Annotated in this window: 14 protein-coding genes; 8 read left to right on the top strand and 6 right to left on the bottom strand. The window is 40.9% G+C overall.

The genetic code is table 11. The features are described 5' to 3' along the window. Positions 1 to 345 precede the first annotated feature (345 nt). The 3 genes from NSTC745_RS03900 to NSTC745_RS03910 all read right to left on the bottom strand — a co-directional run bounded on the left by NSTC745_RS03900 (position 346) and on the right by NSTC745_RS03910 (position 4,275). Positions 346 to 1,803, bottom strand: a complete 1,458-nt coding sequence (locus NSTC745_RS03900) for an HlyD family secretion protein (RefSeq protein WP_445635978.1) — start codon at positions 1,801 to 1,803, stop codon at positions 346 to 348. A 161-nt stretch (positions 1,804 to 1,964) separates the two neighbouring features. Then, on the bottom strand, positions 1,965 to 2,432 hold the full coding sequence (locus tag NSTC745_RS03905) for a MarR family winged helix-turn-helix transcriptional regulator (protein WP_445635979.1): 468 nt from the start codon (positions 2,430 to 2,432) through the stop codon (positions 1,965 to 1,967). Between the two features lie 184 nt (positions 2,433 to 2,616). Beyond that, positions 2,617 to 4,275: an ArnT family glycosyltransferase gene (locus NSTC745_RS03910; RefSeq protein WP_445635980.1), complete on the bottom strand. Its 1,659-nt coding sequence runs from the start codon at positions 4,273 to 4,275 to the stop codon at positions 2,617 to 2,619. Between the two features lie 637 nt (positions 4,276 to 4,912). Here NSTC745_RS03910 and NSTC745_RS03915 point away from each other — a divergent pair. From NSTC745_RS03915 to NSTC745_RS03925, 3 genes are all read left to right on the top strand, one after another. Next, positions 4,913 to 5,566, top strand: a complete 654-nt coding sequence (locus tag NSTC745_RS03915) for a class I SAM-dependent methyltransferase (protein ID WP_445635981.1) — start codon at positions 4,913 to 4,915, stop codon at positions 5,564 to 5,566. A gap of 183 nt (positions 5,567 to 5,749) precedes the next feature. Then, positions 5,750 to 6,259, top strand: a complete 510-nt coding sequence (locus NSTC745_RS03920; RefSeq protein ID WP_445635982.1) for a hypothetical protein — start codon at positions 5,750 to 5,752, stop codon at positions 6,257 to 6,259. A gap of 126 nt (positions 6,260 to 6,385) precedes the next feature. Next, complete coding sequence (locus NSTC745_RS03925) at positions 6,386 to 7,273, top strand: hypothetical protein (RefSeq protein ID WP_445635983.1); 888 nt, start codon at positions 6,386 to 6,388, stop codon at positions 7,271 to 7,273. Between the two features lie 118 nt (positions 7,274 to 7,391). Here the strand turns inward: NSTC745_RS03925 and NSTC745_RS03930 are convergent, their stop codons facing one another. Further along, positions 7,392 to 8,111 (bottom strand): hypothetical protein, encoded by a 720-nt coding sequence (locus NSTC745_RS03930; protein WP_445635984.1) that lies wholly within the window; start codon positions 8,109 to 8,111, stop codon positions 7,392 to 7,394. Between the two features lie 311 nt (positions 8,112 to 8,422). Next, positions 8,423 to 10,534, bottom strand: coding sequence for a PAS domain S-box protein (locus tag NSTC745_RS03935; RefSeq protein WP_445635985.1), 2,112 nt, complete (start codon positions 10,532 to 10,534; stop codon positions 8,423 to 8,425). Between the two features lie 1,046 nt (positions 10,535 to 11,580). Here NSTC745_RS03935 and NSTC745_RS03940 point away from each other — a divergent pair. From NSTC745_RS03940 to NSTC745_RS03955, 4 genes are all read left to right on the top strand, one after another. Then, positions 11,581 to 12,312 carry an iron-containing redox enzyme family protein gene (locus NSTC745_RS03940; RefSeq protein WP_445635986.1) on the top strand — a complete coding sequence of 244 codons (732 nt, stop codon included), beginning with the start codon at positions 11,581 to 11,583 and terminating at the stop codon, positions 12,310 to 12,312. A gap of 234 nt (positions 12,313 to 12,546) precedes the next feature. Continuing rightward, positions 12,547 to 13,593, top strand: coding sequence for a UDP-3-O-(3-hydroxymyristoyl)glucosamine N-acyltransferase (lpxD, locus tag NSTC745_RS03945; RefSeq protein WP_445635987.1), 1,047 nt, complete (start codon positions 12,547 to 12,549; stop codon positions 13,591 to 13,593). A 581-nt stretch (positions 13,594 to 14,174) separates the two neighbouring features. Further along, on the top strand, positions 14,175 to 17,543 hold the full coding sequence (locus tag NSTC745_RS03950; protein WP_445635988.1) for an Ig-like domain-containing protein: 3,369 nt from the start codon (positions 14,175 to 14,177) through the stop codon (positions 17,541 to 17,543). A 111-nt stretch (positions 17,544 to 17,654) separates the two neighbouring features. Beyond that, the gene (locus NSTC745_RS03955) at positions 17,655 to 18,089 is read left to right on the top strand and encodes a hypothetical protein (RefSeq protein ID WP_445635989.1); all 435 of its coding nucleotides are present in this window, start codon (positions 17,655 to 17,657) and stop codon (positions 18,087 to 18,089) included. 131 nt (positions 18,090 to 18,220) lie between these two features. Here NSTC745_RS03955 and NSTC745_RS03960 read toward each other — a convergent pair whose 3' ends face one another. Beyond that, complete coding sequence (locus NSTC745_RS03960; protein WP_445635990.1) at positions 18,221 to 19,126, bottom strand: CoB--CoM heterodisulfide reductase iron-sulfur subunit B family protein; 906 nt, start codon at positions 19,124 to 19,126, stop codon at positions 18,221 to 18,223. A 271-nt stretch (positions 19,127 to 19,397) separates the two neighbouring features. Here NSTC745_RS03960 and acpP point away from each other — a divergent pair, with 271 nt between their 5' ends. Further along, positions 19,398 to 19,652, top strand: a complete 255-nt coding sequence (acpP, locus tag NSTC745_RS03965) for an acyl carrier protein (RefSeq protein ID WP_096536303.1) — start codon at positions 19,398 to 19,400, stop codon at positions 19,650 to 19,652. The last annotated feature ends 67 nt before the right edge of the window (positions 19,653 to 19,719 follow it).

Raw genomic sequence — 19,719 nt, forward strand, 5'->3', positions numbered from 1 at the left:
ATAAACAAGAATTCAGAATTCAGTAGTTACAATTCAGTATAAATTAGAGCCAGACTAGTTAGTAAATATTGGTTTATTGAACTGACAAACAAAAAATATTCAATACAATATTGAATATTTTATTGGTGTTCCCTAAACCTCCCTCTGGTGGGCGATTCTCCTCTTAAAACTCTATCCCTTTATAGGTAAAATATTCTGAATTCTGAATTCTCAATTCTGACTCCTTTCTTATACCAATCTGCTTTCATAGATATCATCTCACCTCATCTTTATACGCCTCTCCATAGATGTATGAGAAGTGATAGTTAGAAAGAGGTTTTTCATCTATTTACAGGCACTTTGGTATTACTTGACTTCCACCGCAACTTCCGCAGACATCCCTGGTGTAATCCGCGATTCGTATCCTTGAATACTCTTTTGGTCAAAAACTATTTTGACTGGAATGCGTTGTACAATTTTGGTAAAGTTGCCTGTAGCGTTATCTGGTGGCAATAAAGCAAATTGAGCGCCGGAAGCTGGTGAAATACTATCAACACGACCCACAAAGCTGTGATGAGGAAAAGCATCCAGTTTGACTTCCACTGGTTCTCCTGGTCGCATGTTTTCTAATTGGGTTTCTTTAAAGTTGGCAACTACCCAATTTTGATTGTCCACGATCGCCATTAACGGCGTTCCCGCTGCAACTCGGTTACCAACTTCGACGTTTTTCCTGCCTATTCTTCCGGCACTAGGAGCAGTAATATTAACGTAGGATAGTTGCAATTGAGCGTCTTTGAGCGATGCTTCTGATTGAGCGATCGCTGCTTTTGCTGCTTCGTATTGACTGCGTTTTGCTGTGGTATCTTGTCCCCCAGCCGTCGCTTGTTGCAATCCTCCCTTGGATGCAGCCAATTTTGCTTGGGCGCTGACTACACTTTCTTGGGCTTGTGCTAGCTGAGATTGGGCTTTGGCGACGCCAACTTTAGCCGAGGCTAATCTAGCCTGGGCTTGTTCTACTCCCTGAACGGCAGCATTTTTCTGCGCTACAGCCACATCATTCGCCGCTTTGGCTGTGTCTAACTGCTGACGAGCGATCGCACCCGACCGATATAATTCGTTGTAACGATTGTAATCTGCTTGGGCTTTTTCCAAGTTGGCATTTGCTTGGGCTACTTGCGCTTGGGCTGCGGGAATCCCAGCTTGGGCTAATTTCACTTCCGCTTGCGCCGCCGGTATCCCAGCCTGGGCTTCTTGGACTGCTGCTTGGGCGGTGGAAATTGCTGCCACAGCGTTGCTGACATCGCCTTGTGCCTGAGTTGTCTTACCAGTGGTGGTTTGTGAAGCTAAGGCGATATTTGCTTGGGCCGCTTGCGCCTGACCGCGTGCATTTTCTAAGGCTGCTTGTGCTTGTTGGACTTTACTTTCATAGTCCTTGGGATCTAACTTCACTAACAGCTGTCCCGGTTGCACCAGTTGATTATCATCCACCAGCACTTGAGTGACAGTTCCGGGAATGCGGCTACTAATTTGGTGAATGTTTCCTACAACGGTGGCGTTATCTGTTTCCTGGTGGGTAGAGGAATATTGCCAGTAGTTATAACCAAAAGCACCTGCGGCGATCGCACCTACACCTAATCCTGCCAAAATCAAACCAATGGGTTTTTTACGCTTCGCTGGAACTTCTTTCTCCGTCTCTGGAGTGACAACAGGTGCTTCTGCTGTCTCTGCGGTCATAGCTTCTAAAGTCTCTGAATCTTTAATCAATTCTGGTTCTAAAACTGGGGTTTTGTTATCCTTGCGTCCGTTTAAAGTATTAGCGCCCATAATTTCATCTCCTTGCAGAATGATTTAGTTAACTCTCGTTTATTTAGAATACGTAATATTGGTTTGCGAGCCTTTATTCAGCTTTTATTTAGTATGCGTAATATTATCTCAAAATAAATCTTAATGTTGCCTCCCCCGCTTGGGTGATTGTGGGAGGATGTTTAAGAGAGGTTAGCGATCGCCCGATTCAAAATCTGAGAAAAGAATTCTCTGTCAGCAAAGGAAATACCATCCATTACTTCATCACGCATTGCTGCGGCGATTGGAGGTAGGACATTTTGTAGTTCCTTACCTGCATCCGTTAGCCAGATTCGCCAGATGCGGCGATCTTGAGTATCACGTTCTCGACGTACCAACCCGCGTTCTTCCATACGATCTAATACCCCAGTTAAAGTACCGCCTACTTGTTTGAGTTTGTCACCAATACTAGAAGTAGGTAAACCATCTTCTTGCCAAAGACAGCACAACACTAACCAGTGAAATGGCGTCAATCCAAAGGGTTCTAGTTTTTCAGTAAACTTGCGGCTAAGTAGTTGCGAGAGTAATTTGATTCTGTAGCCTAAATTGTACGGTGCCAGATTTTGCTGCCACGATTCTAAAGTTGGGGATTGATTGGATGTAGAAATCATTTGATAAAATACTTAGCATACGTAATATTCATATGCTAGCTAATTTCCTGTATTTTTGCAATACCTCTTTTTGGGCATGGGGCATAGGGCACTTGTACTGAGCGTAGTCGAAGTATAGGGCATTGTTTATTTCTCTGTGACTCCCTCACTCCCTCATCTCCCTCATCCCCATGCCCCATGCCCATTAATTAAGTACTTGAATAAACTGGTACTCTTTGACAGTACCGAGAATGCGGTGAGGTCTGGATAATTGAGGCGATCGATCTTTATAAATCCAAGCATAGCTAAAAGCTGGTACTTCAGAGATAGAGACTACTGGTTTTTCGTCAATAGAAATATAGAAATCGAGAAGTACTTGGACTTTATCATCTATTTGCACAAAGTATATCGGATTAGTTTTCAGAATTGAAGCGATCGCACTTTGTTGCAGAAAAACTCTTAAAGCTGGATTATAGTCACTTAACAGGCCTGTGGTACCCATTGCAGCTAAAGCTAACCAACAGGGAATTAACCAACCTGCAATCCAGTAACGAGTTGTGAGAAACTTTTTGCCAAAGCGATAACGACTAATCCACACTACAGGTAAAATTAACCAACCCAATCCCATAGCCAAGCCAATAATTGCATAGTCGCGGATATTAGGAATACCCCAAGCAAAAATCACAATACTTGCAACGATAAGTAGAACGCCAAATCCCCCAAAGCCATAACTGAGGTTTCGGGGAAGATACTGCTTGGCAAAAAAATTTAATATATTTTTTTTACCTTTTTGAAGATTAGATTGAGAGGGAATCCCTAACTGGTAAATTTTGCCTACCCAGCTTAAACCCACAGCAGCAAACAAAGCAACGAAGGGATAAAGGAAAAGACTATAGTGAGAGAAACGAGTCGTAAAAATACTAATTTCAATAAATAAAACAACTGGAAATCCAACTAATAACAATTGGTAGCGCAAGGGGCGGCGGATAGCCAAAAACAGTCCTAAAATTCCGAAAAAAGCCCAAGGGAATGCTTTGAGAGCAATATTCCATACATAAAATAGAAAATTAGTATGATAATTGTCATTACCATTACTGCTTTGATATATAAGAAATTTGTACAACTCTTCAAAAGTTTGATTTCCATAATGTAACCAACTAAGCCATAGCCAAACAAAAGTAGGAATTAAACCGACAAAAACCCCTAAATATAAAATGGGATTACTCAAATGATGATGACGTTTGCGATCCCAAATTAAATAAGGCAATAAAGCTATGATTGGTATAAAAATCATAAAGCTTCTCATCAAGAAGCCTAAACCTAAACTTAATCCAGCAATAAAACTCCACAAGTAGCGTCTTGCAGGATTTAATTCCGCTTTGAGAAAAGAGCAAATAGCTAAAAGCACTAATAAAACCAGAGGTACATCAGGTGTACTTAAACGACAATATTGCAGCCAGAGGAATTCCACACTTAAAATTGCAGCGGCTAGCCAAGCTAATTTTTTACCCAGGATAATTTTGCCGATTTCATATACAAGCCATAAGCACAAAATTCCTGTAATCATACTAGGAAGACGCGCACTAATATCATTGATGCCAAACAGCTTATAGGAACTGGCAATTAACCAATAAGGGCCAGGAGTTTTGTGATGTGCCTTTTGCCAAGGAGCTATCCAATTGCCAGAATCGAACATCAAGCGTGAGCGTGAAGCATAAAGTGCTTCATCATGTGCTATCAGGCTGTTATAACCAGAAGTGAATATTAATAAAGGTAGTATCCAAGCTAATAAACTAAAATAAGGTGATGCTGCCAAAAGCAGGATTTTTCGCCAAATATACTGTAAAAAATGTAGTTTGTACATTGAAATTTATAAAAGATAGAAGCTGCAATCTGGATTAATTGATGATAAATTTAGGACTTACGTACTGTACAAATTAATCATGATGTGCGTTTATGTGCATAGGTCGTTTCAGGCTTTTATTAATCATTATTTGATGGTAAATAGACCCTGGTGTAGGGGCACAGCAGTGCTGTGCCCCTAGGACAGATGTAGTTTTTCAAACATCCATATTTGGTATTTTCTGTCAATGCGTAAGTCCTAAGATTTTCAAATTTGCTGTAACAATTCAGAATTAATAAAGTTTAGATACTCAAACTCGATAATTTGATAAAAATCAAATAGGTATATAATTATTGATTTTTCAACTATTCTAAACAGCAGTTTTTCAGAATATAAACCCTCAAAACAACACTACCTCCTACTAACTCCTAACTTTTGAATTATTACCACAAACTAGCCCTAAAAGCTAGACATAAAACTTGTTTTACTTCTGAGTTCTGTTAGCGCAGCGGGGCGTAGTCAATTCTGAATCCTGAATTCTGAATTCTAACTTCTGCCGTATGCTTCTTACTATTATTAAAATATGTTACAGAGTGCTTGTTTAAAAATACCTGAAATTGCCGCAATTTTGGAAAAAAGTTATCCACACGAGAGACTTATGCAGTTAAGACCGAATCAACGCCTCAAATTAGACGACACAGACGATCGCTTATTCTATGCTTCTCCTCGCTTCGTCACCCATGTAGATGAAGGATTTATTCAGCAGTTAACGGACTTATATCGCGATCGCCTCAAACCCAACACCCGCATCTTTGACATGATGAGCAGCTGGGTCTCTCATCTGCCAGAAGAGATTCAATTTTCCCATATAGAAGGACACGGGCTCAACGCCGAAGAACTAGCACGCAATCCCCGCTTCACTCATTACTTTGTGCAAAATATCAACGAAAATCCCCAGCTTCCTTTGCCAAATGAAGATTTTGATGCGGTTCTCAATTGCGTATCTGTGCAATATATCCAATATCCAGAAGCGATATTTTCCGAAATTCACCGCATCCTCAAACCCGGTGGTGTCGCCATTATCAGCTTTTCTAACCGGATGTTCTTTCAAAAGGCGATTCAAGCTTGGCGGGATGCTTCAGAACCACAACGGGTAGAATTAGTCAAGAGCTACTTCGCCGCAATACCGGGATTTACCACCCCAGAAGTTATCGTTCAGAAATCAACAGTACCCAATTTTTTACAGTGGTTAGGCGCACCCGGAGGAGATCCGTTTTATGCTGTTATTGCTTACCGCAGTTCTAGTAGTTGAAGCAAATTTTATAACATAAAGCGATTGTAAAACCCTGACATGAAAAGACTTTCATTGCCTATTGCCTATTGCCCATTGCCTATTGCCTCTTGAGCAATCATTATCAAAAAGTAAATTTTCTGGGTAAAAATCGCTAGCACCGCAGATAATTGCTCAAAGCTCAAGTATCAGGAGAATGCAAAAATGGTTTTACACGGTGGGCGTAGAGTTTTGGCTGCGTTATTGCTCTCAGTAATATTACTAACAACGTCCTGTACTGCAAAAACACCGAGGCGTTTTGACCAGGCACAACAAGATAGCAGTAAGCAAAAAAGCGGTCAAGCAGTGGTTAAAACTGCAACTCAAGGTAGCGAATTTAACAAATTTTTCCCAGATGCTAGTGATGGCTACCAGCGCGTCTATACCCAAGAGAAAAAAGGTTTTGCTGAGGCGAAGTTGAAAAAAGGTGGTAAAGATATCGCCTTGCTATCTGTTTCCGATACCAGCAGCGTACCAGCAACAGCAGCTAAGTTCTCGAAAAGTACCAAAAAAATTGGGGGTTATCCCGCAGTAGAAGTAGGTAACACGCAAACTGCAATTTTAGTGGGTAAATACCAAGTAAAAGTACTTTCCCGCGATCCGTCGTTTACAGCTAGCGATCGCGCAGATTGGATAGAAAAGTTTAATCTTAAAGGTCTAGCAAAACTCAATTGAGATGCATTGCCAGCGTCAAAATAATTCGTAATTCATAATACTGGGCAAGGCGTGAAAAGCAAGCTAAGTAATTACGAATTATGAAGTATTCGGTTAACATAATAAACCTGAAATAAGGAGATTTTTGTGAGCAAATCGATTGTTCAGTTGGTTGATGAATTGCCAACTAGAGGCTTAACTGTTTCTCTGTTAAATTCCCTCGATTTTGTTGCTCCTGGCCAGTGGCAAAATACCGTCGGTTTTGTCAACACTATTAAAACAGTTACTCTCGAAACTGACGAAGATTTAATTCAACAAATTGGCGAACGAGCCATTTATCTATTCAACGATAAATCCCAAGGATATCAAACAGCTTTGTGGTTATATCAAACCGTTGATAATACAGATAAAGCCCTTGGTGCAGCAGCTTTAGCTAATAAAGTCGGTGAGAAAATTCCGCTATTGGGTTTTTTAAACTCAGTCACCCCCAAAGCTGATAAAGCCCAAACCATCGATTTGACATTAAAATTAGTCGCTGAATTGGTAGCTTTTTGCCAAATTAATGGCATTCCTGGAGATAGTATTGGCGACTTTGTTGGCTCTTTGGGAGAATATAGCGGTGAATCACTCATCCGCATGGTCGCCTTAGTTTGTGTTGATGGTTTGATACCTCTAGGGCCAGACTTCATCAGCAAAGCAATATCTGGATTGAATCAAACAAGTCCGCAAGAGTTAGAGCAAAACTCAACTTTCCAAAACATCAAAGATGTGATTCCAGGTAACAACGATGGTAGTAAACTCAACTTTATTGGCGAAAGCTTTGATTCAGTTAAAGGCTGGATGAGTGGGTTAGTTAACGCCAATAATTTAACGCCACAAAAAGTTGTCCACAACTTGCAAAATTTTGTTGATGTTGCCGATGACAAATTAGACTACCTAGCCGCGTTCCTGGATGTATCGACCAATTATTACGAACACACAGGTACGCAAACTTTGGCTCGTCGCTTAATTGAACGCGCGGTGGCTGAGATTTAATTTGATAGGGATTAGGGAGACAAAGGAGATGGAAAGGTAGGGGAAAAGGGGAAAGGTTAAAGGGGAAAGGAGGAATCTTTCGTTTACCCCTTGCCCTTTGCCCCTTTCCCAATGCCCATTATGGTAAACGCAAATCTGCGGCGATCGCGTATAAATAAGGTTGAAAAATAGCTAAATTTTCCAGCTTCTCAAACTTACCTGTTTGCGTAGCTGAATCAAAGGCAGTCGTAATTACGTAAAGTCTAGCTCCGTCAAAGGCAACATGACCGATATGTTGCTCTTGTACTGTACCTTGTTGATTAAGTCCAGCGAAGCCATAGCGGATTCCCTGAAGTTTACCAACTGGTACTGGTTGCGGTGGGTAGGTTGATAAAATAATCTCCCTTCCATATTGAGCTTGACGGTCTTTGGCAAAAGTCGCATATTTGTCTGCAACCCAAGCTTTGAGTGCTGACAATACCTGAGTTTGGTATTTAGAACTTTGGTAGTCAACTTGAGAATTAGTTGGAACACCAGCAGCTACAAGTTTCTTTTGGAAATCCGGAATCTTTTCTAGTGGGTAAACGTTAATCTCAACTGTACCCAAAACTTTTCCTTTGGAGGAGACACACAACAAAGGCGCATTTCCATTACAAACAGCAACTTGCCAGTTAGTTGGAGCAGAAGTATTTCCGATAATTTTCTGCCAGACATTTCCCTCACTAGAGTTGGCAAGTTTTGACACAGCAGGCGCATTTGGCGGTTTTTTTGGAGAAAATTGCGGTAGAACAAATTTTGCTCCCACCGGGATTAATAGCACTAAAATCAAACCTAGTAATAAATGATAAAGTCTTAACATTTTCCTGAAAATCCATAGTCAAGGATTGCAAAGTAACGAAATAATCTGCAATTCGTCATTAATTTAGATTCATTTAGGTTCTATGATTCACAATCCATTGATGGACAAAAACAACTTCTATTATTGATTTAAAGCCCTAGTTTTACCAATAGCTTAAGAATTATGAGTTATGGCGATCGTATATACAATACTTTACAGGTATGTAAAAAATATATATAGCATTTACCGTTCTAGTGAGGTAATTGGTAGGGGCGCAAAGCTTTGTGCCCCTACCAATTTCTGTATCTCATGTGATTGTGAACCGTTATAGTTCAAATCTTGGCTTCACTCAAGACATTGTTAATAGAGCGCAATAATTCGTGGAAAGTGTAGGGCTTCCGCAAGAATACATTGATGCCAGCCTCAGTAACTTCTGCAAGCTGGCTGTTTGATGTCATACCACTAATACCAATAACCTTCACTTGTCTATTCATTTGTTGCAAGATGCGGATAGTAGTTAATCCATCCATTGATGGCATCATCATATCCATCAAAACTATACTAATTGTATTTTTGTGTTCTGCGTACAATGAAATCGCTTCAATGCCATTACTGGCTGTTAAACTTTTGTAATTATGGTCTTCTAAGGAAGTTTTAGTAATTTCTAGGATAGCAGCTTCATCATCCACAATCAGAATTAACTCTCCTTTGCCGTTGAGCAATTCCAATTTCTCTGCTTGCTCGGTTGTTTTTTCTTTGATAGCTGGTAAATAAACTTTAAATTGAGTACCCTTGCCCACCTCACTCTGGACATTTACAAAACCACCATGTTTTTCGACAATACCAATCACAGTCGGCAAGCCTAATCCCGTGCCTTTGCCTAATTCTTTAGTTGTAAAAAAAGGTTCAAAAATTCGATCTAAAATCAGCGGCGGAATCCCAAATCCTGTATCCTTGATAGTTATAACTACATATGGGCCCACTTGAGCATCCAAATTCATTTTGACAAAGTTTTCATCAACGAAAAGATTTTCTGCACAAATATATAGCGTGCCACCTTTGGGCATTGCATCACGAGCGTTGACGCATAGGTTCATTAATACCTGATGTATTTGAGTAGGATCTGCCAAGATTGTCCAAAGGTTTTCCTTGGGTAAATCCTTGCTAATTTTGATGGATTTGGGAAAGGTACTATTAATTATTTGTTCAATTTCTAACAGCAGATATTCAATTTGCAAACAAACGCCTCTGCCTTCAAATCCTCCGCGTGCAAAGGTCAGAATTTGCTTGACCAAATCAGCCGCACGTTTAGAGTTATCTTCCAAAAGCTTCAGCAATTGCTGATTACGTGCATCAAGATTAGGAAGTTTGAGCGCCAACATTTGAGACGAGGACATAATTGGCGTCAATATATTGTTCAGGTCGTGGGCAATACCACTAGCCAGGGTGCCGAGGCTCTCTAAACGCTGGGCGCGGAGAAATTGAGCTTGAAGTTGTTTTTTCTCAGTAATATCAGTATCAACAGTGAGGATGGATTTTGGTTGCGCTGTTTCATCACGCATCAGTGTCCAGCGGCTTTCTGTGATAATTTCCCTACCAGATTTCGTAACTTTACATAGTTCACCCTGCCATGAACCAGATTCAATTACATTTTTCAGAGCTACTTTTAGCTGTGGCGACGTTTCTTTATATAAAAGTTTTTCAGTATTTTTACCTTTAACTTCATCGGCTTGCCAACCATACAGACGTTCTGCGCCTTTATTCCAGAATAAAATTTGGAATTGGAAATCTTGAACTAAGATCGCGTCAGTAGCAATATCTAGTAAAGCTGCTTGTTCAGAGATTTTCTGTTCTGCTTGCTTGCGCTCAGTGACATCTCTTGCTACTCCTTGAGTTTCAATTACCTGTCCGCGATCGTCTGTAATTGCGGTAACATTCCATTGAAACCAGCGAATACCTTTAACTGTCAATGCGCGTTGCTCATAAACCTTTAAGCAATAAGGTGGAGATGCTAAACTTGCCATGTTTTCCAGCGATTGAGTTAAATCATCTGGATGGAAAAAATTAAATAACGACTGACTAGCCAACTTATCCAAATCGAAGCCGAATGTTTGGCAGGCAACTGCGTTAGCAAAAGTCAGTCTTCCTTGCAAATCTGTCCGCACAATCACATCAGTTTGACTCTCAACCAACTGACGATAAAGTTTCTCGCTTTGCTGCAATGCTTCTTCAGCACGTTGACGTTCGCGTAACGCGGCTTGCCGTTCACGGATTTCCTGTTGTAAAAGGGCATTCGCACGGGAAAGCTCAGCGGTGCGTTCTTCAACTCTTACTTCTAAATCTTCCTGAGCTTGACGTAGCAACTTATCTATCTGCTGACGTTGCATAACATCATGTTGTAATCGTTGGTTTTGCTTTATTGGGTCATCTACTTTTCTACCCATTGCTGTAATTACACTAGACAACTGCAAATGGTTAGACAAGAGCAGAAAAGTTATCTAAGTCAAGATTAAAGCAGTTCTTTTTCCTCCCTCGCTACCACTAATCCTTGCTGTTGCAATTTTAATACCTGAGAACGTTATTTTACTTAGATTATCGTACAGCAAAATCTTGATAGGTATGCTCATTGAACATGTGTTTCACTCATTGCAGCATAAACCATGTTTAGTTACAAGTTGAGAAAATTGCAAATATATCAAGTTAGTATTAGTAAAACCTCGTAAACATCCCTTATCTAAAGTTTTTTAGTCTTTTTTGCTTATTTAGCATCAAATTATTAGTATTTAGGTGAATTAAATTACTATGTTTGTGAGATCTTACCCACAACTTAAACTCCAAGGTTAATTATTTAGACCAGTTATAAAAACGCCATAAAAAAACAGAAAATTAACTATATCTCAGTAAGGATAAATCTTATATTCTACACTCTACATCCTTTGACTGTAAGCTTTATGCTCCGGTCAGTCCTTCTTGAATATACTGAATTTTATGGCAAATTTTAGAGTATTTGGAGACTGAGTAAAATGTCATAACACAGAAGTTAATTGATAATTTTATACAAAATTAATAAATAGTTTTAAAAAATAAAGATTTGGTCAACAGATATTTTTATTCTTGCGTATAAAAAGATTAGATATTAATATCTGATTCAGGAAGAAAACCGAGCTTATACTGAAATTGCTATACTTAGAGGCGTAGCAAATTGCTCAGCAATATTAACAATACAGCTTAGCTAACCAAAATTTAGATTTTTGGGGAGTATAAATTTTGAGATTTACGCCAAAATTACGGTGGAATAATGTCAATTTTCATACTTGCTTGCCAAAAATCTAGAGACTCTAAGTTTTTTGATCATTTGCAAATAAAGTCTAAAGCATAGTTAGAAAATATATGCATTTTTTGCTATGCAAACTGCGCGATTAATTATTCATGATTCGCGTCAAACTAGACAATTCAGCATCAAACAACAACCCACTGTTAAGTAAAAGAAATGACCACACTTCTTTCTTTAGATACTCAGATATCCAAGCAACTCCACCAAGTTTTATCAGACATAACAACTGCACAGGATTTATCTCTACATCCCTTTGTGCAACGTTTTGCTAAAGGAGAATTTTCACAAGACGCAATACGCAAGTTTGCGATGAAAATGCTACCTGGCTCAAATAGATTCAATATGGCTTTCTTGAAAGTTGCATCAAAAATGGATAGCTACTACGCTAGAACGATTATGCTAGAAAATGCTTTTACAGAGCATGGACAACTCAAGCCAGACCTTGCTCATGTAGCACTTTTTATGCGGTTTATGGAAGGTATTGGTTGTCCTAAAATTGATGTGAATGCAGACGATGGAGCATTTCTGATTCCAGCGTTACGCTTTAAGAAATTCGAGTTTTGCGATGATGAACCTATAGTGCGTTCCTTAGGTAGATTTGCTGCAATTGAACAAGTTCTACCTGCAATCTTCACCAACTATATTCAAGGGCTTCGCAAAATATTTCAGGGGATTGATGACCATACAATTGAATATTTTCATATCCATTGCCACTTAGATCCAGAACATACAGATGAATTGATTCAAGTAACCCAACTCTACACCAAGTCAGAAAAAGATATTGAACTCTTTCGTGATGGAGTCCAAGATATGGTTAAATCAATTGCTGATATGTTTTCTTGGATGAATGAAAATCTTGAAAAAGAAGCGCTAGCTTTACAAAGCTAAAAAGGTATGCGGCATTGGGCATGGAAAGAGGATGGGGGGATAAGGGGATGGGGAGATGGGGGGAAAGAAGAATTACCTTCTCCCTCATCTGGCCATCTCCCCATCTCCCTAATTCTCGTTACCGGATCTGGTTTTTTGAGATTTCGACAGTATAATTGCTGATTGACAAACGCAATGGTATCTTAGCGTGTTACTGATGTAATAACCCTAGAACTTTATTTGCGTTTTTTACTAATGAAATTCAGTGAAATTCTACAGCGATTGGGCGACGTAACTACAGATCGTAGCCTGAGTGTAAATCCAAACCATGACCCAGAAATTACTGGGGTAGCGGCTATTGATGAAGCTACTAACGGTAATCTCAGCTACGTAGAGGGAGCAAAATTTGGATCTTTTATCGCTAAGACCAATGCTAGTGCTTTAATTTTGCCCCAGGATGAAAAGTTACAGGCCATCGCCCAAGAACGTGGTATTGTCTGGGTAAGCACTCCAGAACCGCGACTGTTATTTGCTAAAGCGATCGCAATTTTTTACCAACCATATCGCCCAGCCCCAGAAATTCATCCTAGTGCTGTAATTCACCCTACAGCCAAAATTGGTAGTGATGTTTATATTGGCCCTCACGTTGTGATTGAACAAGGGGTGGAAGTTGGTAATAGTGTCATTATCCATCCCAATGTCGTAGTTTATCCAGATGCCAAAATAGGCGATCGCACCATCTTACACGCCAATTGCACCATCCACGAACGGACACACATCGGCGCAGATTGCGTAATTTTCAGTGGTGCTGTCATCGGTGCAGAAGGTTTTGGTTTTGTTCCTACGCGCACAGGTTGGTTAAAAATGGAACAATCCGGCTATACAGTGTTAGAAGATGGCGTGGTAGTTGGCTGCAACAGCGCCATTGACCGTCCAGCGGTGGGAGAAACACGAGTAGGACGCAACACAGTAATTGACAACTTAGTGCAAATCGGTCATGGTTCTCAAATAGGTGCTGGTTGTGCGATCGCAGGTCAAGCCGGCATGGCTGGGGGTGTCAAAGTCGGAAATCGCGTTATTTTAGCTGGACAAGTAGGAATCGCCAATCAAGTGAAGATCGGAGATGGGGCGATCGCGTCTGCTAAAACTGGAATTCACAGCGACGTTCCACCAGGCGAAATTGTCTCTGGAACTCCCGCAGTTTCCCACAAAATATATCTCAAAGCATCTGCTATTTATAATCGTTTGCCAGATATCTATCAATCGTTAAAACAATTGCAACGTAAACTCAACAATAGTTAGGCCAGAATTCAAGACTCAGAATTACGCATTATGTGAATTAGACCCTAAAATCCTTAATTTATCGTTGTAGAGACGTTGCAATGTAACGTCTCTACAGGACGGATAATTGTTGATATTTCGTTGATTTGGATAATTCACATCAGACGTGAATTCAGAATATTTTGATATGCAAACTTAATTTTTTAGAAAATTAGAAAATTATAGCAAGCTTGATTTTCCCAATATTCTGGATTCTGACTCAATACTTGTCGGTTAGGGGCTTGCAATAAAAAAAACATTCAACTCTTCTTGTGGGGGGGTCGAGACACCCACCCCACAATATTGGATAATTTTTTTGCTAATCCCTTAAGGGCAAAAGGGGAAAGCGAATAGAAAGAAAAATATTTACCCTTTACCCAAAACCAAATTTATAAAATATCTTTCTCAAAAGAAAAATAAAGTACCCTAGAGGGTACTTCCGCAATATGTAAAAACTGCCAAAATATAAGTCATCTAAGATTAAGTATCTTAATCTTTTGAAGTTAATTTTCTGATTTTCCTATTTGTCATGCGGTAGATAAATAATAAATTAAGCTTCTTCGATGACTTCTAATATTACAGCCCAAATTCAAGGAGAAATTAGTGGTCAAATAGCCGTTGGGAGTCGCATTATTCAGATTGGTTCAGTCCACGGCGGTGTAGTGAATATTGCCTCAGCACAAGAGCAACCACGGCAAAAAGCTATTGCGACACCAGTCTTTTTATTACCGCGTCCCTTTCCAGAGTTGATTGGGCGCAAGGATGAGATAAAAAGTGCGATCGCTACTCTAGAATCTAAGCAATCGGTAGAGTTTTACAGCGCAGCTGGTTTAGGCAAGTCAGTTCTACTGCGTTATTTAGCTTATCATCCCCAAATTCGTGGGGCTTTTGCTGATGGGGCAATCAGTTTTACTGTACGTCATCAAACTGTAGCTGACCTACTGCAATGTTTTTTTGAAGCATTCTATGAAACCGATATTGCCTATAAACCAACTAATACCCAAATCCGTCAAGCTCTACAAAATAAACAAGCTTTAATCATCCTCGACGATCAAAAATTAACACGGGAGGATCTTGCAGAACTGCTCGATGCTACTCCTGGTTGCACCTTTCTCTTAGCTTCTCCAGAACGTCACCTCTGGGGAGAGGGACAAGGAATGAAATTGGTAGGACTGCCAATTCAAGATGCGATCGCCTTGGTTGAAAGGGAACTGCAACGCCAGCTAACCACTCAAGAACAAAAGCTAGCAGAAACTCTTTGCACGGTTTTAGAAGGGCATCCTCTACAATTGATTCTAACGATCGCAACTGTGCAAGAACAAAAGCGATCGCTTAGCGAGGTAGTCCAGCAACTCCAGTCCTCTCAACAAAGTAACTCGCTAATCAAGCGGATTTTAGAGTTACAGACAAAGCCGCAACTGGTGATATTAGGAGTTTTAGCTGCCTTGGGTGGTGTAGCGCTGTTAATGACACAGGCCGCAGCTATGAGTAAGCTACCGGATACTGAGGTAATTTTGAATACCTTAGTCAAGTCTAATTTTGTTGAAATAAAAGGCGATCGCTACAGTCTCAATCAAAGCCTAGTTGAAGCTATACAACAAGAGTGGGATTTAACGCTGTGGCGAGAGAACGCTCTGGAATATTTCAGACACTGGACACAGCAGTATCAAACATCACATAGTCTTTTATTAGCTGAAACCGATGCAATTTTCCAAACCTTGATATGGGCGGTTGGGGTTGGGCGGTGGGCAGAGATTTTACAGTTAGTGAAAGCTGTAGAGGGCGCTTTTGCTTTGAGTAAGCAATGGGGTTTATGGGAAAAATTATTGCAATGGGGACTGCAAGCAGCCCAAGCAATGGGGGACAAAGCGGCCGAAGCTTGGGCTTTGCATCAATTGGGTAGTCGCGCCCTCTGTTTAGAGGATACGACCACAGCCGAAAATTACCTGACTCAAGCCTTACAAATCCGCGAATCCTTGGGTGATGAAATTGGCGCAGCGGTAACCCGTCACAATCTCAATCTCCTTGCAATACCAACTACATCACCCAAGATTGAACCAACTTCATTTTGGCTGAAAACTTTCCTCGCCCTTTTGCTCGTAGGCTTAACAGGATGGTTCGTTTGGTCTTTGTTGTTTCGACCGACACCCCGCCTCAGCCTTAGCCCCGATAACCTCAACTTTGGCCGTCAACAGCTAAAACTTCCTAGCCAACCGCAAACTCTCACCCTTCAAAACAGCGGCTCAGGATTGTTAAAAATCACAAGAAAAATTGAAATTATTGGCAGTGAGTCTAATGATTTTACAATTAGCAATAACACCTGTCCTCAAGATTCTATCCAACCGCAAGCAAACTGTACTGTCAGCATCAACTTTCAGCCTACAGATATCGGCAAGCGTAATGCTAACCTCAGTATTACTGACAATACCGCTGATAAACCACATCTTGTGCAGCTAACGGGTGAGGGTTTTAGTTCAAATAACCAAGCACCAATAGCAAATCCCGATAGATCCCAGACGGGCTACTTTCAAGCAGTAACTATTCCTGTATTAAACAGCGATCGCGACCCAGATGGCGATGTCATTAACATTATTAGTTTTACTCAAGGAAGGAATGGCAGAGTTTCACGCGCCAATGACCCAAAAAGTCTGATTTATCAGCCCAACCGTGGTTTTTCTGGTGAAGATACATTCACTTACACAATTGAAGATGCTAAAGGTGCTAAGGCAACGGCTACTGTGCAGGTGACGGTAGGACAACAGCCAAATCAAGCACCAGTAGCAAATCCCGATACATCACAGACGGGCTACTTTCAAGCAGTTACTATTCCTGTATTAAATAACGATCGCGACCCAGATGGCGATGCCATTAACGTTATTAGTTTTACTCAGGGAACGAATGGCAGAGTCTCACGCGCTGATGACCCGAAAAGTCTGATTTATCAGCCCAACCGTGATTTCTCTGGTGAAGATAAATTCACTTACACTATTGAAGATACTAAAGGTGCAACAGCAACGGCTACTGTACAAGTGACGGTAGGACAACAACCAAACCAAGCACCAATAGCAAATCCCGATACATCACAGACTGGCTACTTTCAAGCAGTAACTATTCCTGTATTAAACAGCGATCGCGACCCAGATGGCGATGCCATCAACATCAGTAATTTTACACAAGGAAAGAATGGCAGAGTCTCACGTGCCAATGACCAAAAAAGCCTGATTTATCAGCCCAACCGTGATTTTTCTGGTGAAGATACATTCACTTACACCATTCGGGATGCTAAAGGTGCTACAGCAAGGGCTACAGTGAAGGTGACGGTAGCACAACGTCCAAACCAAGCACCAGAAGCAAATCTTGATACATCAAAAACCGCTTACTTTAAGGCAGTTACCATTCCTGTATTGAACAACGATCGCGACCCAGATGGCGATGTCATCAACATTATTAGTTTTACTCAGGGAACGAATGGCAAAGTCTCACGCGCTGATGACCCGAAAAGCCTGATTTATCAACCCAACCGTGGTTTTTCTGGTGAAGATACTTTCACTTACACCATTCAGAATGCTAGAGGTGCCACGGCAACGGCTACTGTACGGGTAACAGTAGCACCATCTAGACCACAACTCCAAGCAGTTGACGACCAACGAGACACAAAACCTAATGGTACAGTTAGTATCAATGTGCTAGGTAATGACATTGAACCTAGTGGTAATCCACAGCAACTCAGAATTATTGAATTTACTCAAGGTCAGTATGGCAGAGTTGTCCGTGGAAATAAAAATGGAACTTTGGGTTATATAGTAAATCCTAACGTTTCCAACGTTACAGATACATTTACTTACAAAATTCAGGATGCTAATGGCGCAACTGATGAGGCTACGGTTACCGTGACAATCAGTTCAACCGAGGTTATAGAAATTCCTAATTGACTGCTCTCTTTTAAAAAAACACAGAAGGCAGGGGGAGAAGAAACAGGGGTTACAGAACGGGATTTGGTATTAGAGAATCACAAAACACTTTGAGTTTGCAGGTAAAACACCATGAATGAAGAACAAAAAGCTGGAGACAATATCAGTGCTAACATCTCCGGTGGTGTTAGCGGACAAGTAGCCGTAGGCAAACAAATCAGTCAAGACCAAACCATCACCTCTGTACCACAGCCAGAAGTCACAGAAGATGATTTAGGTGTATTGCGGCGGTTACTGGCTAACGTCAAAGGACAAGTAGAGTCAGAAGCACCCCCAGAAAAAAAAGAAGCTGCTTTACAACGGGTAGTAGAACTAGAAGAAGCGGTCACTGCCAAACAACCTGATTTAGATACAATGGCATACGTCAAAAAATGGTTTATTAAGAACTTGCCCAGCCTTTCGGGGGCAGTAACTGGCGTTGTAATTCATCCCATTGTTGGTAAACTGGTGGGGGCTGCTGGTGATGCCTTGGCTGATGAGTTCCGCGATCGCTTCGGTGTGGATTAATTGCAGTTTAGTACGGTAGCACAGCTGTGCTACCATAGCCCATCTTCAATTCAAATCAAACAAAAACAGCAACATTCAAGTTCTGAATTCGACAATTAAAGTTTAGAACTCGAAACTTAAACAATTTTCAACTAAAAGCCCAATTTTTCTAACACTGGCTTTGTAGAAACAATGTGACGTTCTAAACCCAGTTCTTTTGGACTGACTCCAACAGCCAAAGCAATCAACTGGGGTAAATGTAACACTGGTAAACCTAGCCTTTGTTCGATTACCTTTTCTACCTCTGGCTGGCGGGAATCTAAATTTAAATGGCACAGAGGACAAGGTGTAACCATACAGTCAGCACCTAAAGCTAAGGCTTCCTGAATATGCATCCCCGCCATCTTAAAAGATTGGGTACTGGCATAACTTGACAGCGGCCAACCACAACATTGCGTGCGACCTCGGTAATAAATTGGTGTTGCACCAACCGCCCGAAAAACATTTTCCATCGCTTCTGGTTGGAAAGGATCGTCATAAGGCATCGACTTTTGAGCGCGGAGGAGATAACAACCATAAAAAGCCGCGCATTTTAATCCAGTTAATTTCCGAGTCACACGTTTGGTAATTTCCTCTAAACCGTAATCTCTTACTAAGGCGTAAAGGAGATGTTTAACATCAGTGCTGCCGCGATAAGGCGAACAGCCTTCTTTGTGCAGCAAGCTATTAACCTGTTCAACATAGTTAGGGTTAGTAGTTTGGCATTCCTTTAGATGTTCGTTGACGTGACCGATAACACCTTGACAAGTGCTGCAATGGGTAAGCAACGGCAGATTTAATTCTTCTGCTAAAGCAATATTTCTGGCGTTGACTGTATCTTCCAGTAGTTGGGAATCTTCTTTAAAAGTACCCGAACCACAGCAAGCGGCTTTTTTAAGTTCAACTAGTTGAATGCCCAGTGCTTGAGTGAGGGCTTGAGTTGATTGATAAAGTTCCCGACATGCTCCTTGGGCAACACAACCAGGAAAGTAAGCGTATTTCAGTGTCTGAGATAGCATATAAGTATAGTTTGGGTTAGAGCGATCGCTCTAGACAATAATCAATCGGAAAACAAAAGCATTTACATAGTGTCGGCGATGGCGTACCGCGCCCTACTGTTCAACTGGTCAAAGAAAACTCAGCGATTCTTTTGACTCTGGGCAAGAGTTTTCTAACAGAAAAATCGTTGGCAGTGTGCGGGCGATCGCGCTTGACGATAAGATGTATATGCTCAAAAAAATGTCTCCTATAATGAGCAGATTCTAGCAATTAGTTGAGGACTTGATATCTATGAGCCAAACGGAACTTTTTGACAAAGTTAAAAAAATCGTCGCCGAACAACTTAGCGTTGACGACGCTGCCACAATCAAACCAGAATCCACATTTATGGAAGATTTAGGCGCTGATTCCTTAGATACCGTTGAATTAGTAATGGCTTTGGAAGAAGAATTTGATATTGAAATTCCTGACGAAGCTGCCGAAGGAATTTTAACAGTTCAAGACGCTGTAAATTACATTAGCAACAAAGTTACCACATCAGCTTAATCGATCGGGGATTGGGGATTGGGGATTGGGAAGATTTTTCTCTCGCACCTAGTCACCAGTACCTAGT

This window comes from Nostoc sp. DSM 114161 (assembly GCF_052692665.1).

Excerpts from the sequence above, each read along its gene's own strand:
- NSTC745_RS03905 (WP_445635979.1), bottom strand. The coding sequence starts at position 2,432 with ATGATTTCTACATCCAATCAATCCCCAACTTTAGAATCGTGGCAGCAA.
- NSTC745_RS03935 (WP_445635985.1), bottom strand. The coding sequence starts at position 10,534 with ATGGGTAGAAAAGTAGATGACCCAATAAAGCAAAACCAACGATTACAA.
- NSTC745_RS03915 (WP_445635981.1), top strand. The coding sequence starts at position 4,913 with ATGCAGTTAAGACCGAATCAACGCCTCAAATTAGACGACACAGACGAT.
- NSTC745_RS03940 (WP_445635986.1), top strand. The coding sequence starts at position 11,581 with ATGACCACACTTCTTTCTTTAGATACTCAGATATCCAAGCAACTCCAC.
- NSTC745_RS03960 (WP_445635990.1), bottom strand. The coding sequence starts at position 19,126 with ATGCTATCTCAGACACTGAAATACGCTTACTTTCCTGGTTGTGTTGCC.
- NSTC745_RS03950 (WP_445635988.1), top strand. The coding sequence starts at position 14,175 with ATGACTTCTAATATTACAGCCCAAATTCAAGGAGAAATTAGTGGTCAA.
- NSTC745_RS03900 (WP_445635978.1), bottom strand. The coding sequence starts at position 1,803 with ATGGGCGCTAATACTTTAAACGGACGCAAGGATAACAAAACCCCAGTT.
- NSTC745_RS03920 (WP_445635982.1), top strand. The coding sequence starts at position 5,750 with ATGGTTTTACACGGTGGGCGTAGAGTTTTGGCTGCGTTATTGCTCTCA.
- NSTC745_RS03955 (WP_445635989.1), top strand. The coding sequence starts at position 17,655 with ATGAATGAAGAACAAAAAGCTGGAGACAATATCAGTGCTAACATCTCC.
- acpP (WP_096536303.1), top strand. The coding sequence starts at position 19,398 with ATGAGCCAAACGGAACTTTTTGACAAAGTTAAAAAAATCGTCGCCGAA.
- NSTC745_RS03910 (WP_445635980.1), bottom strand. The coding sequence starts at position 4,275 with ATGTACAAACTACATTTTTTACAGTATATTTGGCGAAAAATCCTGCTT.
- lpxD (WP_445635987.1), top strand. The coding sequence starts at position 12,547 with ATGAAATTCAGTGAAATTCTACAGCGATTGGGCGACGTAACTACAGAT.
- NSTC745_RS03930 (WP_445635984.1), bottom strand. The coding sequence starts at position 8,111 with ATGTTAAGACTTTATCATTTATTACTAGGTTTGATTTTAGTGCTATTA.